The sequence below is a fragment of the Sphingopyxis sp. L1A2A genome, from assembly GCF_005502465.1.
GTDB lineage: Bacteria > Pseudomonadota > Alphaproteobacteria > Sphingomonadales > Sphingomonadaceae > Sphingopyxis.
In genome coordinates, this window is record NZ_SCOT01000003.1 from 92070 (window position 1) to 107627 (window position 15558).

The 15558-nt window shown below is 64.6% G+C and carries 15 protein-coding genes; 9 read left to right on the top strand and 6 right to left on the bottom strand.

Annotation, left to right across the window (positions count from 1 at the left end; all coding sequences use genetic code 11):
- Window positions 1-70: 70 nt before the first annotated feature.
- Both FFS68_RS03070 and FFS68_RS03075 read left to right on the top strand, forming a co-directional pair.
- Window positions 71-982, top strand: a complete 912-nt coding sequence (locus tag FFS68_RS03070; RefSeq protein WP_171003727.1) for a TauD/TfdA family dioxygenase — start codon at window positions 71-73, stop codon at window positions 980-982.
- Window positions 979-2010, top strand: a complete 1032-nt coding sequence (locus tag FFS68_RS03075; RefSeq protein ID WP_137751845.1) for an NAD(P)-binding domain-containing protein — start codon at window positions 979-981, stop codon at window positions 2008-2010. The genes FFS68_RS03070 and FFS68_RS03075 overlap by 4 nt, the downstream gene beginning before the upstream one ends.
- Before the next feature lie 22 nt (window positions 2011-2032).
- Here the strand turns inward: FFS68_RS03075 and FFS68_RS03080 are convergent, their stop codons facing one another.
- Complete coding sequence (locus tag FFS68_RS03080) at window positions 2033-3226, bottom strand: type III PLP-dependent enzyme (RefSeq protein WP_137751846.1); 1194 nt, start codon at window positions 3224-3226, stop codon at window positions 2033-2035.
- Between the two features lie 256 nt (window positions 3227-3482).
- Here FFS68_RS03080 and FFS68_RS03085 point away from each other — a divergent pair, with 256 nt between their 5' ends.
- Window positions 3483-5153, top strand: a complete 1671-nt coding sequence (locus FFS68_RS03085) for an FAD-dependent oxidoreductase (RefSeq protein WP_212742312.1) — start codon at window positions 3483-3485, stop codon at window positions 5151-5153.
- A gap of 40 nt (window positions 5154-5193) precedes the next feature.
- Here FFS68_RS03085 and FFS68_RS03090 read toward each other — a convergent pair whose 3' ends face one another.
- From FFS68_RS03090 to FFS68_RS03105, 4 genes are all read right to left on the bottom strand, one after another.
- Complete coding sequence (locus FFS68_RS03090; protein ID WP_212742313.1) at window positions 5194-6303, bottom strand: agmatine deiminase family protein; 1110 nt, start codon at window positions 6301-6303, stop codon at window positions 5194-5196.
- A 33-nt stretch (window positions 6304-6336) separates the two neighbouring features.
- Window positions 6337-7524, bottom strand: a complete 1188-nt coding sequence (locus FFS68_RS03095; RefSeq protein WP_137751848.1) for a carboxynorspermidine decarboxylase — start codon at window positions 7522-7524, stop codon at window positions 6337-6339.
- 82 nt (window positions 7525-7606) lie between these two features.
- Entirely contained in the window at window positions 7607-8611 is a 1005-nt protein-coding gene (locus FFS68_RS03100) for a N(4)-(beta-N-acetylglucosaminyl)-L-asparaginase (protein WP_171003728.1), read from the bottom strand.
- Between the two features lie 179 nt (window positions 8612-8790).
- Entirely contained in the window at window positions 8791-9999 is a 1209-nt protein-coding gene (locus tag FFS68_RS03105; RefSeq protein WP_137751850.1) for a saccharopine dehydrogenase family protein, read from the bottom strand.
- 65 nt (window positions 10000-10064) lie between these two features.
- Between FFS68_RS03105 and FFS68_RS03110 the strand changes: the two genes are divergently transcribed.
- The 6 genes from FFS68_RS03110 (at window position 10065) to FFS68_RS03135 (ending at window position 14158) form a co-directional block, all read left to right on the top strand.
- The gene (locus FFS68_RS03110) at window positions 10065-11054 is read left to right on the top strand and encodes a pyridoxal-phosphate dependent enzyme (protein WP_137751851.1); all 990 of its coding nucleotides are present in this window, start codon (window positions 10065-10067) and stop codon (window positions 11052-11054) included.
- A gap of 49 nt (window positions 11055-11103) precedes the next feature.
- The gene (locus FFS68_RS03115; RefSeq protein ID WP_137751852.1) at window positions 11104-11535 is read left to right on the top strand and encodes a hypothetical protein; all 432 of its coding nucleotides are present in this window, start codon (window positions 11104-11106) and stop codon (window positions 11533-11535) included.
- A 71-nt stretch (window positions 11536-11606) separates the two neighbouring features.
- Entirely contained in the window at window positions 11607-12200 is a 594-nt protein-coding gene (locus tag FFS68_RS03120; protein WP_137751853.1) for a GNAT family N-acetyltransferase, read from the top strand.
- Window positions 12201-12241: 41 nt separating this feature from the next.
- Window positions 12242-12820 carry a sigma-70 family RNA polymerase sigma factor gene (locus FFS68_RS03125; protein WP_137751967.1) on the top strand — a complete coding sequence of 193 codons (579 nt, stop codon included), beginning with the start codon at window positions 12242-12244 and terminating at the stop codon, window positions 12818-12820.
- The gene (locus tag FFS68_RS03130) at window positions 12813-13520 is read left to right on the top strand and encodes an anti-sigma factor (protein WP_137751854.1); all 708 of its coding nucleotides are present in this window, start codon (window positions 12813-12815) and stop codon (window positions 13518-13520) included. Before FFS68_RS03125 ends, FFS68_RS03130 begins: the two co-directional genes overlap by 8 nt.
- 86 nt (window positions 13521-13606) lie before the next feature.
- Complete coding sequence (locus FFS68_RS03135) at window positions 13607-14158, top strand: fasciclin domain-containing protein (RefSeq protein WP_137751855.1); 552 nt, start codon at window positions 13607-13609, stop codon at window positions 14156-14158.
- Between the two features lie 115 nt (window positions 14159-14273).
- On the opposite strand, the gene FFS68_RS03140 is transcribed toward FFS68_RS03135, so the two are convergent.
- Window positions 14274-15524 (bottom strand): YceI family protein, encoded by a 1251-nt coding sequence (locus tag FFS68_RS03140; protein WP_137751856.1) that lies wholly within the window; start codon window positions 15522-15524, stop codon window positions 14274-14276.
- Between the last annotated feature and the right edge of the window lie 34 nt (window positions 15525-15558).

A 15558-nucleotide genomic window follows, 5' to 3' on the forward strand; every position in this document is an offset into this window, starting at 1 on the left:
AATGGTTGAATCGCCTAGCCCGTGGCGGGGTGATGTGTTGCAAGCGCAACCCGGGGAATGGCTCTATGAATTGAGCGCCGACGAAATCGAGACGATCATCGCCGCCGCCAATGCGGTCGTTGGCCGGGGTATCGCGCTCGATGCAGTATCGCGCGACCGTTATCCGCTGGCCGGATTGACGGTTGCGCTTGCGGATTGGCGCGATCGTCTCGATCACGGCCATGGCGTGGTTTTGATCCGCGGGCTGCCGGTGCGCGATATCGGCCGCGACGTCGCCCGTGCGGCCTATTGGCTGATCGGGCTGCATCTGGGGCAGCCGACGGCGCAGAACCCGGCGGGCGAGTTGCTGGTCGACATTCGCGACACGGGTGCGTCGGCGAGCGATCACAATGTCAGGCTGTACAAGACGCGCGCCGAGCTGGCCTTTCACACCGACGGCGCCGACATCATCGGGCTGCTGTGTCTGCGCGGTGCGAAATCGGGCGGGGTGAGCCGGGTCTGTTCGTCGGTCGAGGTCTATAATCAGGTCGTCGCGCGGCGACCCGAACTTGCGCCATTGCTTGAGCAGGAATTTCATCACCACGCGCATGGGCAATTGGGTCCGGACGGCCCTAAGACCTTTCGCTATCCGATCGTGAGCCGCGAAGACGGGATTTTCCGGATGATGCTGCTGACCTGGTACATTCGCAACGCAGCCGAGGATTTTCCCGAAATCGCGGCGCTGAGTGATGCGGAGCAGAGCTTGCTCGACCTGCTCGAATGGCTTCCCTTCGAACCGGGCACCGCGCTGGACATGAATTTCCAGGAGGGCGACATGCAGTTCTTGAAAAACTCGGTCGTCCTGCATGCGCGGACTGACTATGAAGATTGGGACACGGCTGAGGAGAAGCGGCATCTGTTGCGGCTGTGGCTGAATGTGCCGGAATTTGCCGATGGCGACGACCGGTTGCGGCATGGATTTGCCAAAGAGACCAATGCATGACCGATCATCAGTTTGTGGTGATCGGGGCCGGACAGGCGGGGCTGGCGGCGGCGCGCCTTTTGCAACGCGCGGGCGCCGACTTCCTGATCGTCGATGCGGACCGGACCGTCGGTGGCTCGTGGCGCCACTATTACGACAGTCTCGAGCTGTTTTCGCCGGTGCGCTATTCGTCATTGCCGGAATTCGGCATGCAGGGCGCGCCCGATGCCTATCCAACGCGCGACGATGTTGTCGATTATTTGCAGCAATATCGCGATCATTTCGCCTTCCCGGTGAAACTGGGAACGCGAATATCGTCGGTCACCCGCGAGCCCGATGGATTTGCGTTGATGCCCGAAGGCGGAAGGCCGATCCGCGCGCAAAAGCTGATCGTCGCGTCGGGAGCCTTTGGCGCGCCAAATTTTCCACAGATTTTCGGTCAGGGCGACTATCGGGGCCGCATCATGCATTCATCGGAATATCGCAATCCAGATGCCTATCTGGGTCAGCGGATCATTGTGGTCGGCGCCGGAAATTCGGCGGTGCAGATTGCGGTTGAACTCGCGGGTCATGCCGATGTGACGCTGGCGGTCCGACACAAGCTGCGCTTTCTGCCGCAGCGGGTGTGGGGTCACGATATTCATTGGTGGTTCGACAAGCTGCGCCTCAACGGCCTGAACCTGTTTTCGGACCATGGCGTCCCCATCGTCGACGATGGCCGGTACAAGGCCGCGTTGCGCGCCAATCGGCCGCCGGTCCGAAAGATGTTCCGTGCTTTTACCGCGGACGGCGTCGTCTGGCCCGACGGAACGCACGAGCGGGTCGACCAGGTCATTTTCGCTACCGGCTTTCGCCACGCGATGGCGTTTCTGCGGCCGTGCGGAGCTTTGGACGCCAAGGGGGAGCCGCTCCACCGCCGCGGTATTTCAACGACCGTTCCCGGGCTCGGCTTCGTCGGCTTGTCGGGACAGAACGGCTTTGCCTCGGCGACGCTGCGCGGCGTCGGGCGTGACGCCGATTACGTCATCCCCCGCATCGCTGCGATGTAAGGCCACTGCCGCGCGGCGGCGATCAAAACAGCTTGGTCACTGTTGCGCTGCGGCGTTCCGGTTCGACTTCGCCGGTGTACAGGCTGACCATCGGCTCGTCGCTGACGACATGCGTCTCGTCGGCGCCGAAGCCGTTGAACTTGGTCCGCATCGCGCAGCCATAGGCGCCGAGCATGCCGATTTCGATGAAATCGCCCGCCTTGATGTCCGCCGGCAGGAAGAAGGGCCCGGCCATATGATCGAGGTCGTCGCAGGTCGGGCCGTAAAAGCTGAACGGCACCAGTTCGGCATCGCTGCCGCCGTCGCGGAGCAGCGAAACCGGAAAGCGCCAGCCGACATGCGCGGCGTCGAACAGCGCGCCATAAGCCCCGTCGTTGATATACAACTCGTCGCCGCGGCGCTTTTCGACGCGGACGATCAGCGAGCTATACTCGGCCGACAGCGCGCGACCGGGTTCGCACCACAGTTCGGCCGAATAGCTGATCGGCAGGCTTTCAAAGCTGCGGTGGATCGTGTCGAAATAGGCGCCCAGCGGCGGTGGCTCCATGCCCGGATAGGACGACGGAAAGCCGCCCCCGACGTCGATGATATCGACGGTGACCGAGGCTGCGACGATCGCCGCGCGGACGCGTTCCATCGCCTGGGCATAAGCATGCGGCGTCATCGCCTGGCTGCCGACGTGGAAGCAGATGCCGAGTGCGTCGGCGGCTTGGCGGGTTGCCATCAGCAGTTCGACGACCTCATCGGCTTCGGCGCCGAATTTGGCCGCGAGGCTGAGCTTTGAATGGTCCGACGAGACGCGCAGGCGCACGAGCAGATTGAGATCGGCCGCGCCTTCGGTCGCGCGCACGATCTTTTCGAGCTCGTCGAGCGTGTCGAGCGAAAAAGTGCGCACGCCATGCTTCCAATAGGCTTCGGAAATCGCTTCCTCGGCCTTTACCGGATGCATGAAGCACAAGGTCGCTTCGGGCAGGGTGCGCGCGGCGAGACGCACTTCGGCGATCGACGCGACGTCATAATGGGTGACGCCCGAATCCCACAGCACGCGCAGCAGGTCGGGCGACGGATTCGCCTTGACCGCATACAGGGTGGTGCCGGGAAACCGGTCGATGAAGAAACGCGCTGCGCGCCGTGCCGCATGCGGACGGACAAGCGTGACAGGTTCGACCGGCGAAAGTGCCTGAATCAGCCCGTGGGCGCTATGATGCTGGTGCAATGCAAGGGACCCCCAAAAGTGTAATGGTAAACGACAAGGCTGCCTTGCGGTTATTGGAAGTCCCCCTGGGGCAGCGGGGGGCGATATATGCAGGGGTGCCCCCCCTGTAAAGACCCAAACGCGCAATTTTGTAATAGAGCGGTAACATGATGGGCGAACCGGGGCCGATGTGCGCCGAGCCGGGCAAAAGCGCGACAAGGCGGCGGTTCCGCGCTAGGACAGTACGAACCAAAATCCGATAAAGGACATGCGCGTCATGGTCTCTCCCGCCGATGTGAATCACACGTTTAGCGACGCCAAGCTCGACGAACTACGTGCTTTCGGCGCCGTCGAATCGCATCGCGCCGGCGAGTTGCTCGTCGCCGAAGGCACGATGGCCCCTGACTGCATCGTCACCCTGTCAGGCTATACCGACATTTACGCGATGACCGATGAAGGATCAAAACGCGTCGGCTGGATGGAGCGGGGGCAGTTCGCGGGCGACCTGTCCGTGCTGACCGGACAGCGCCACCTGTCGCGTGTCGAGATGGGCGCCGATGGGGAAATTTTGCGGATCGCCCATGCCGATTTCCAGCGGTTGATCGCGGGCAATTCGCATTTTTCGGACATATTCGTCCGCATTTTTGCGGCGCGGCGCGAGTTTAGCAGCCGTCGCGGCTTTGCAGCGATCATCGTGATCGGGGCGGCGATGGACCGCAGTGTCTATGCGCTGCGCGACCTGCTGGCGAAGCATGGCGTTGCGCATCGCTGGTTCGATCCCGCCGATGGCCCGGTTGCGGCGCATCTGATGGCCGAGCGCGGATTGATCGACGAACAACTGCCGGCGGTGATTTTGGGCGCCGCCGACGTGCTGGTCCAGCCGACCCCCGAACAGCTCGCCGCGAGCCTTGGGCTCGACCTGCTGCCCGATGGCGCCACCGCCGACGTCATCGTCGTCGGCAGCGGGCCGGGCGGCCTTGCCGCGGCGGTCTATGCCGGATCCGAAGGGCTGACCGTGATTGCGATCGACGCGCTGGCGCCGGGCGGACAGGCGGGGACGTCGTCAAAGATCGAAAACTACCTGGGCTTTCCGACCGGCATCTCGGGCAATGAGCTGGCGCGGCGGGCGACGGTGCAGGCGCAGAAATTCGGCGCGCGGCTGGTCGCGCCGGTGCGCGCCGCGGCGATCGACCGCGACAGCGATGCCTATTGCCTGAAGCTCGCCGACGGCCGTAAATTACGCAGCCGCGCGGTGGTGATCGCCAGCGGGGCGCAATATCAGCGCCTGCCGATCGACGGCATCGAACATTATGAGGGCCGCGGCATCTTTTACGGTGCCACCCCGATGGAGGCACAGCTGTGCGGCAATGCCGAGGTGACCGTCGTCGGCGCTGGCAATTCGGCGGGGCAGGGGGCGATCTACCTCGCCAATGCGGCGCGCAAGGTCCATGTCATTTTCCGCCGCCCGGCCTTGCGCGAGACGATGTCCGAATATCTGGTCAAGCGGCTGGAGGAGCATCCCAACATCGAACTGCATGCGATGACCGACGTCGTCGCGCTGCGCGGCGCCGATGTTTCGGGCGGGTGGCTCGACGGCATCACCTATCGCTGCCGCGACACCGGGGTCGAGAGCGGCTGCGACTGCCGCTTTCTTTTCCTCTTCCTCGGCGCCAGTCCGAACACCGGCTGGCTGCCAAAGGAAATGATGTGTGACGAGCGCGGCTTCGTCAAAACCGGGGCCGACATCGCGCCGCTCGAACTGGTCAAGGCAGGCTGGTCATTGGACCGCATGCCAAGCCGCTACGAAACGAGCTGGCCGCGCATCTATGCGATCGGCGATGTCCGCAAAGGGTCGGTGAAGCGCGTCGCGTCGTCGGTGGGCGAGGGATCAGTCGTGGTCAGCGACATCCATCAGGCGCTGGCGGAGATCGAAACGACGGCCGAATAGGCCGCGACCGAGCCCTCGCAATGGCGTTCGAGCCATGTCTTCATCTTGCGAGTGCTTTTGGTTGTTGCTGCGTGGCGCAGTGGATGCCGCCGCCCGATTCACCGATTGCGTCGATTTCGAGCATTTCCACCGTCCGCCCCGGATAGAGCGATTGCAGCATTTCGCGCGCATGGCCATCGGCCGTCTCGTCGCCGAACTGCGCCGCGATGACCGCATCGTTGCAGACGTAATAGTTGACATAGCTCGCAACGAAGTCGGGTGCGGACGACCGGATGTCCCACGGATCGGGCAGCCGAAGAATCTCCAGCTTGCGTCCCCGGGCATCGGTCGATTGCCGCAATATCTCCAGCGTCTCATGCCCCGATACCGACCAGGGGTCTTCGGGATCAATGGTGTCGCCCAGCTGGATCAGCAGCTTGCCCGGTCCGACAAAGCGGGCGAGCGCGTCGATATGGTAATCGGTGATGTCTTTCCCCGCGATGCCGGGGGCCCAGATCATTTTCTGGCCGCCCAGCGCCCGCAGCAGCTTTTTGCCAATCTCGTCCTGGCCCATTCGGTTGCGGTTGACATTCGCCCAGCAGCTGGCGTGCGCGAGCAGCGTCCCGGCGCCGTCATGTTCGACCCCGCCCTGCTCCCCGACCAGCCCGGTATCGATCAGGGGAAGGCCAAGCCGCGCTGCTACACGCGCGGCAATTTGTGCATCTTTGGCGTGTGGTTGCTTATTGCCCCAGCCGTTGAACCGGATGTGGGCGACGGCGAGGCCGCCGGCGGGGTCGCGGACAAAGGTCGGCCCGGAATCGCGGCACCACAAATCGTCGGTCGGAATGTCCCAAAGCTCGACATCGCCAGACAATAATGTGCGCGCACTCGCGGCGTCGGCTGCCGCAACCAGCATCGCGACGGGTTCATACTCCACGATGCGGTTGGCAACGCGCGCAATGGCGCGTTGGACGCGCGCTAGCGAACGCCGGTCATAAATGTCCCGATTGACCGGCCATTGCATGAGGGTCCGCTCATGCGGATCCGATTCCAGCGGCATGTGATAGCCTAGGTCCGCATGGGTCATGCCGTTACCGGGATCGGCGCAACCCCATATCGTCGGCGCCAAAGCGATTCCGGCACTGGCGCGCAGAAAATGTCGCCGTTCCAATCGCGCCTCTCCCTCGTCCGCCGTCCCGCGCGCTTAGCTCAGCCGCGTCTTGAAATCCTCATATCCAAACGCCCGGACCAATTCCAGCGCGTCGGTTTCGCTGTCCCACAGCCAGATCGACGGCAGCGGGACGCCATTGAAGCTGTTGGTCTTGACCATCGAATAATGCGCCTGGTCGAGGAAGGCAAAACGCTCGCCGATGCGGGCGCCGCCGGGCACGCGATAGTCGCCGATGACGTCGCCCGCGAGGCAAGAGGGGCCGCCGAGGCGAACGGTGATGCCTTCGCTGCCTTCGTCCAGCATGGCGGGGCGATAGGGCGCCTCGATCACGTCGGGCATATGGCAGGTCGCCGAAATATCGGTGATGCCGATCGGCATGCCATTGTCGAACAGGTCGAGAATTTCGCCGACGAGGATTCCGGCGTCGAGCGCGATCGCTTCGCCGGGTTCGATCATCACGTCGCAGTCGGTTGCGGCGCGCACCTGTTTCAGGAAAGCGATCAGGTCGTCGATTTGGTAATCGGCGCGCGTGACATGGTGACCGCCGCCGAAGTTGATCCATTTGAGCTGGCCAAAGAAGGGCCGCAGCATCGGCTGCACGGCGTCCCAGGTCCGTTGCAGCGGCGGGAAATCCTGTTCGCACAGGCTGTGCATATGGATGCCGTCGATACCCTCCATATGGTCGGGCAGCAACTGGGTAACCGGAAAGCCGAGGCGGCTGCACGGCGCCGCCGGATCGTATTTCGCGGTTTCACCTTCGCTGTGCATCGGGTTGATACGCAGGCCGATATCGAACGTCACGCCCTGCGCGCGAAGATCGTCGAGCAGCGGACGGAAGCGGGCGATTTGCCCTGGCGAATTGAAGATCAGATGATCCGACAGCCGTGCGATTTCGGGCAGGTCGGCTTCCTTGTAGCCCGCGCAATAGGTGGCGACTTCCCGGTCGCCGTCGGGGCCGCCATATTCCTCGCGGCCGAGTTTCGCTTCGTAAAGCCCCGAAGCGCAGACGCCGTCGAGATAGCCGGCGACCGTCGGTCCCAGCGACCACATCGAAAACGCCTTGAGCGCCGCGAGGACCCGCGCGCCGGAGGCGTCGCCGATGTGGCGCAACAGCGCCAGATTCGTGCGCACCTTTGCCGCATCGACGACGAACGCGGGCGAGGGGACACGGGTGAGGTCGAAATGGGCAAAGGCCCCGGGGTCGCCGGCTCTGGTTTCCATGCGCGCGCATGTAGGAGGTTTGCGGCCGCGAAGGAAGGGGGCGGCGCCGGGCCGATCCGAATCCTCCGCTAAAGCCGCGATACTATGCCACGGGCACCTTTATATTGCCCGCCGCGGTGTGGACCGAATAGCTGAAGGGGGTGTCGGCCCAGCCCGTCTTGGCACCGCCATGCACGCCGTCGCGGCGGATCACCGCCATGCCGCCGTCGATCCGGTAGCCCGCGTCTGCGATCCGCTTGATCGTCGCCTCGGCGGCTGCCTGCGGCTCCATGCCACCGCGCATCAGTTCGACGGCGTGATAGGCCGGCAGAAAGCGCATCATCACGTCGCCGTTGCCGGTCGCGACCGCGGCGCCGACCGCCTGATCGACATAGGCGCCCGCGCCGATGATCGGCGAATCGCCGACGCGGCCCGGAATCTTGAATTCGCGGCCGTTGGTCGAGCAGCCGACGCACAGATTGCCGGCGGCATCGAGCGCGATGCTGCCGACGGTGTCGTGGCCGGCCAGTTTGGGATTCTTGCCGATCGGTTCGGGGTCAAAAGCGTTCGTTTTCTCGCCCTTCGCGGCCCATTTGTCCCACGCCTGCTGCGACACCACGCTGGTGAGCGATGTTTCGGCGAACCCCATGCGCGCCGCAAAGCGCGTCGCATCGTCGCCGACGATCAGGCTGTGCTGGGTTTCCTCCATCACCTTGCGCGCGACCGAAATCGCCTTTTTGATACGTTTCAGGCAGCCGACGGCGCCGGCATCATGCGTCGGTCCCCACATGATCATCGCGTCGAGCGTCGTTTCGCCGACCTCGTTCGGCACGCCTCCGGCGCCGACCCAATAGTCGCCGAGCAGTTCGACATGGTTGATCGCTTTTTCGACAACATCGAGCGCCGACGCGCCCGCGGCGAGCATCGGCCAGCCGATGGCATTGGCGCCGGGGCCGAAATCCCACGTCGTCAGGATGAAGGGCTTGCCGGTCGCGATCGTTTTCGGCTTTGCCGGTTTCGCCGATGCCTGCGCCGCGCCGAGGGTGGCCAGTCCCGCCGCGCCAGCGCCAAAAGCCCGCCGCGAAATACCCCTGTCATCTGTTGCCATCGCCCATCCTCCTGATCGCGAGGCTAGCGGGGTGCGGATCAAGCTGCAATCGGTCCCTTGACGATGAAGAACACGCCCGCCGCGATCAGCACCGCGAGCCACAGCGGCCGCGAGATAAGCGGTCATAAATTCCCTCGCTGGAACGAAGTCCCGGCAAGCGCCGGGACTTCGTTCCGCAATCAGAATTCGAGCGGCCCGTCCAGTTCCTTCACCTGCCACGGCAGGCCGTGCTGGTTCAGCATCTCCATGAACGGATCGGGGTCCATCTGTTCCATGTTGAACACGCCGTCGCCAACCCAAGTGTTCGTCACCATCATCGCGGCGCCGATCATCGCGGGGACGCCGGTGGTGTAGCTGACCGCCTGATTGCCGGTTTCGGCAAAAGCGTCCTCATGGTCGCAAATATTGTAGAGGTAGAGCGTCTTTTCGGTGCCGTCCTTGGCCAGGCCGGTGGCGATGACGCCGATGTTGGTCTTGCCCTTCGTCGTCTCACCCAGGCTCGACGGTTCGGGCAGCACGGCTTTCAGGAACTGGAGCGGAATGATCTCGCGGCCTTCGTAGATGACCGGGTCGATGCGCGTCATGCCGACATTCTGCAGCACGTTGAGGTGGGTGATATACGCCTCGCCAAAGGTCATCCAAAAGCGGATGCGTTTGATTTCGGGCAGGTGGGTTTTCAGGCTTTCGATTTCCTCATGATACATGAGGTACATCGTTTTTTCGCCGACCGCTTCAAAGTCGAACTGCTGCTTGACCGACATCGGCGGGGTTTCGACCCAATCGCCATTTTCCCAATGGCGCGCGACCGCGGTCACTTCGCGGATGTTGATTTCGGGATTGAAGTTGGTCGCAAAATGCTGGCCGTGATCGCCGCCGTTGCAATCGAGAATGTCGAGCGTGTCGATGCGGTCGAAATGATGTTTCTTCAGCCAGGTGGTGAACACGCTGGTCACCCCCGGGTCGAAGCCCGACCCGAGCAGCGCCATCAGCCCGGCATCCTTGAAGCGGTCGTGATACGCCCATTGCCAATGATATTCGAACTTTGCCTCGTCGCGCGGTTCGTAATTGGCGGTGTCCATATAATGGGCGCCGGTCGACAGGCACGCCTCCATGATCGTCAGATCCTGATAAGGCAGCGCGAGGTTGACGACATGCGTCGCGCCGATATCGCGGATCAGCGCCGCGGTGGCGTCGATATGGTCGGCGTCGACCTCGGCGGTGTTGATCGTGACTCCGGTGCGCGCCAGCACCGATTCGGCAACCGCATCGCACTTGAACTTGCGGCGGCTGGCCAGCGTGATGTCGGGAAAGATGTCGGCGTTCATCGCCATTTTATGCACCGCGACCGAACCGACGCCGCCCGCGCCGATCACCAGAACCTTGCTCATCGAAAATCTCCTGTCGCGGACCTTTGCCGCCTTGTCTTGTATGACGGGCGCTATAGGACGAAGCGATGACACAGCAAAGCCCCGATCCCCTCCTCAGCTCCGCCCGCGCCCCGACGCTGGCGGGGGTCGAACGCGCCGCCGCCAAGGTCGCCGAACTGCTGCCGATGACGCCATTGTTGCCGCTGGAAATCGACGGTCGGACCATCTGGTGCAAGGCCGAATGCCTGCAGCCCGTCGGCGCGTTCAAGATCCGCGGCGCATGGCACCGTCTGACCGACCTGACCCCCGAACAGGCGGCGGCCGGCGTGGTCGGGGTGTCGAGCGGCAACCATGCGCAGGGCGTTGCATGGGCGGCAAAGCGACTGGGGATTCCGGCGACGATCGTGATGCCGAGCAATGCGCCCAGAATGAAGCTGGCCGCGACGCGCGCGCTGGGGGCCGAGGTCGTGCTGTACGACCGGGTGACCGAATCGCGCGATGCGGTGGCGGCCAAACTGCTCGCTGAGCGCGGCGGGACGCTGGTCCATGCTTACGGCGATCCGTGGATCATCGAGGGGCAGGGGAGCGCGGGGATCGAGGCGCGAGCGCAGCTCGCAGCGCGCGGCATCGCCGGACCCGATCAGGTGATTGCGTGCTGCGGCGGCGGCGGATTGTCGGCGGGGCTGGCGCTAGCCTGTCCCGATGCCGAGATCATTGCGGTCGAGCCCGAGGGCTGGGACGATGTGACGCGCAGTCTGGCCGCAGGGGAAATCCTGTCGGTCGAGGATCTGGCCTATCCGACCGAATGCGATGCGTTGCAGACACCGCAGACCTGGCCGATCAATTTCGCGGTGCTGCAGGCGCGCGGGGTGCGCGGCGTTGTCGTCACCCGCGACGAAGTGCGGCACGCGATGCGCGCCGCGTTCGAGCGGCTGCATCTGGTGGTCGAACCGGGCGGCGCGGCGGCGCTGGCGGCGGTGCTGGCGGGCAAGGTTGTGCTGGGCGAGGCGACTTTGGTCACCCTGTCGGGCGGCAATGTCGACCCGCAACATTATGCGGAGATTCTGGCGGGCTAAGCGGATACTTATCGGCGCAGGTGCGTTGGGACGGGGAAGGAGAAGCGTGATGCAAAAGAGCTTTCTGATCGGCGCCGCGGCACTGGTGTTGCTGAGCGGCTGCGAAAAGGCGGAGGCGCCTGCGCCCGCCGACACGACGACAACCGAAGTGCCTGACGAATCAGCGCCGTCCGAAACGGCCGATGCTGCAATCGCCCCGCATCGCTTCGCCCCCTGGGCGGGCAAATGGACGGGAGTCGAGGGCATGTATGTCACGATCACGACCGCCGAGCCGGGGAAATACAAGCTGGAGATGCAGTCGGACCTCGACACCAAGGGGACGTATGATGGCAGCGACAGCGAGGGCGGCATCGCTTTCAAGCGCGGCGCCGAGACCCTGACGCTGGCGGCATCGACCGGCGATGCGACGGGCCTCAAATATCTGGCGGGCAAGAAAGATTGCCTGAAGGTCAAGGATGGCGAAGGCTATTGCCGCGATTGATTTCCTAGATCTTTCGTCATTGCGACCCCGGACCAAGTCCGGGGTCGCAATGACGATAGGGGAGGGGCGGAATGGACCAAATCAGCGTTGCTACGGCAACGGACCAGCCCGCGCTGATCGAAACGCTCGCGCAGGCGTTCCAGACCGACCCCGCGCTGTCATGGATCTTGCCCGACCCCGCCCACCGCGCGCGGGCGCTGCGCGGCTTGTTCCGCACCCTTGTTCCCGCTGATATGCGCGCCGGGGTGGCGCTGCGGGCGAGCGGCGACGAAGCGGCGGCGCTGTGGCGCGCGCCGGGGCAAGCGCATGGCGGCACGCTGGAATTCCTCCGCACCGTCGTGCCGCTGATCGCGACCTTCGGCACCGCCTTGCCGCGCGGGCTCAAGGTGCAAAGCGGCATTGACGCGCACCGTCCCGCGGGACGCTTTTGGTATCTCCATTATGTCGGGGTGCGCACCGCGCATCAGGGCAAAGGTCACGGCGGGCGGATCATCCGCGCGCAAACCGCGGTCGCTGACACCGAGGGGCTACCGTGCTGGCTGGAAACCGCAACGCCCGCGAATGTCCCACTTTATGAGCGGCTGGGATTCGTCACGCAGGTCGAATGGGACGTGGCGGGTGGCGGGCCGCATTTCTGGGGGATGATGCGGCCGACTGCCGCTTGAATAATCCCGCCACCGCTCTACGACTTGGCGCGGTGAGCGACATGCAATGGCCATCGAGCGCGGACGAGGCGCGAACCCGACTGGTGGCGGCGCTGACCGCGGTCGGGCGCGGCGATCGCGCGGCGCTGCGCCAGGTCTATGACATGACCGCCGCGAAACTATTTGGAATTTGCCTCCGTATCTGTGGCGAGAGGGCCAGCGCGGAGGATGTTTTGCAGACCGTCTATATCAAGGTGTGGGAGCGCGCAGGGCAATTCGATGCCACGCGCGCCAGCCCGATCACCTGGCTGTCGACGATCGCGCGCAACGGCGCGATCGACTGGCGGCGGTCGGTTGCTGGCCGGGCGGTCCGTGATACCTTGCCCGAACAGGCGGCCTTTGCGGTGGCCGACGACAGCCTACGCGCCGACCAGTCGCTGGTGGCGGCAGAGGAGGGCGAGCGGCTCCACCACTGTCTGGATGAACTCGAGGGCCGGACCCGCGCGTCCATCCGCGCCGCCTTTTTCGATGGCGCTACCTATGCCGAGCTGGCGGCGCGCGAAAATGTGCCGTTGGGGACGATGAAAAGCTGGATACGGCGCGGGTTGCTGCGCCTGAAGGATTGTCTTGGCGATGGATGACCATCTGACGCCCGCCGAGGAGCGCGACGCGCTCGCCGCCGAACTGGCGCTTGGCCTGCTCGAAGGGCAAGCGCGCGCCGATGCGCTGCGGCTATCGCTCAGCGATCCCGAATTTGCGGCGCTGGTCGCGGCGTGGGAGGCCAAGCTGGCGCCGTTGCACGGCGAGTGGGCCGATGCTCAGCCCGGCGATGCGGTGTGGGACGGGATCGAACGGCAGCTGGTGGATGCGCCCGCCGACAAGGTTACGGCAATCGAGACCCGACTGCGCCGCTGGCGCGCCGGGGCGCTGGTCTCGGGTGCGGTCGCCGCGGCACTGGCGTTCGTGCTGGTCACCCAGCCGGTACCAGCGCCCATGCCCGCCGCGCCGCAACTCGCGGTGGCGCGGATCGAAAGCGATGCGGCGGGGCCACTGGTGCTGGCGCGCTATGACCAGAGCAGTGGGCTGATGCAGCTGCGCATCCATGGCTTTAAGCCTGGGGCGCTGGCCCCCGAATTGTGGGTCATTCCCGAAGGCGGCGCGCCCGTCTCGCTTGGGCAGATCGGCCATGCGGGTAAGGCCGAAATGACGATGCCGCCGCCGCACCGCCTGTTGATGACCGAAGGCGCGACGCTGGCGATCACGATGGAGCCGGTGTCGAAGACGCCGCATTCAGCACCGAGCGGCCTCGCGGTCGCGTCCGGAAAAATCATCACAATCTGACGCTGCTGTGCATCCGCCGCTGGGGCACCGCCGTAGCTGCGGCGCATCCCGCATTTCCGGGCTGCCAGAAACCAGAGGATTGTATGATGAAACTTTCCAAACTCTCCGCGTCGCTCGCTGTTTTGATGATGGTTGCCGGGGGCGGCGTCGCGCTGGCCAACCCGATGGTCGGCGGGGCCGCGATGTACGAAACCAAGAACATCGTCGAAAATGCCGTCAATTCAAAGGATCACACGACGCTGGTCGCTGCGGTGCAGGCTGCCGGGCTGGTCGATACGCTCGCCAGTCCCGGGCCTTTCACCGTCTTTGCCCCGACCAACGCCGCGTTCGGCAAGCTGCCCGCCGGCACCGTCGACACGCTGCTGAAGCCCGAGAATAAAGGCACGCTGACCGCGGTGCTGACCTATCATGTCGTGCCCGGCACGCTGACCGCCGCCGACCTGGCCGCCAATGCCAAGGCCAATGGCGGCAAGGCCGTGCTGACCACGGTGCAGGGCGCGACGCTGACCGTGTGGGGCAAGGATGGCAAATGGTATGTCACCGACGCCAAGGGCGGCAAGGCACAGATCACCATCGCCGATGTCCGGCAGTCGAACGGCGTGATCCACGTCGTCGATGGCGTATTGCTGCCGGGCTGAGACCCCTTTCCCCGGCACAGGTGCGGTCCGTCCACTTCCCTCCCGGGACGGGCCGCATTGTGCCAACCTTTATCGTCTTCAGAAATCAGCGAACCGCATCGTGATATTCCCGGGATCAGGACGCCGGGCGCGTGGCGGTGAACGAAAAGGCGATATCGACGGTCCCCGCGATCACGTCGGTAGCAGCCCATTCGCCCTGCCCGACGCCGAAAGCGGTCCGATCGATAAGCGCGGTTCCGGCGACACGCGCCCTGTCACCGTCGATGCGCAGCGTGAAATGCAGCGTCGCCGGCTTGCTGACGCCACGCAGATCGAGCGACCCGCGCGCTTCATGGCGATCCCCGCCCAGATGTCGGATGTCGCGCGCCATGAAGACCGCACTTGGATGAGCGCTGGTATCGAAGAAATCGCTGCCTTTTAGCGTATCATCGCGCTGGCCCTCGCCGGTGTTGGCGGATGCGAGATCGACGGTGACGCGTATCTGCGATTTGGCGAGGTCATCAGGGCTGAAGCGGATGGCGGCACGCCAGCGGTCGAAGCGGCCGTCGACTGCTTCGCCGTTCCAGCGGGCGGTGAAGCCGAGGCGCCCGCCCGACGCGATCGTCCAGTCCGCGAGCGGCTGGGCCGCATCTTCCGGCGCGACCTCTTCGGCTGGCGCGGCCTTGTCGCTTTCGGCGGCGGGGATCAGAGCCGTGGTCGGCGCCGCGGCGGCCAGGGGCGGCGCTGTTTTTCTGGCGACGGGAGGGCGAGCCTTGTCGGGGTAAACCATCTGGCCGGCGGCAAATGCGGCTACGACGAGCAGCAGCGCACCGACCGCGACGCCGACGGCCTTGTCGTGCGCGAAGGGGATGACCCGCTGGAGTTCGGGTTTGCCAAGCAACCACTGATGGCGAAGCGCGCCCGCAATGTGGAGGACGAACAGTCCGATCGCGAGCCACGCCATGGCGCCGTGGATCGCCTCGGCCGGTTCGTGCCAACTGCGACCGACGGGCAAATGGGGCCAAGGAATGATCCCGTAAACTAGGGTCGGGACCTGAATGCGTGCGGTCGACACGAGCAGCCATCCCGTGATCGGGCCGAGAATCATCACGAGATAGAATAGCCAGTGGACGATGCTCGCCGACGCGCGCGTCCAGGTCGGCCCTTCTGACGCGGGCGGACGGGTTGCAAACAGGCGAGCCGCAAGACGTGCGAGGCTGAGCAGCAGGATCGAGATGCCTACTGACTTGTGCAACTGATAGCGTGCGAACAATTCCGGACTGCTGTTGCCTTCGAGCGCCCAGCCGAGCGCGATTTGGAACGCCAGCAGCAGGGCGATGAGCCAGTGTAGCGTGATGGCGGTATAGCTATAACGCTGCGCTGGCATAATAATCTTTCGCGATGAGGGTGTCAGGATTTGT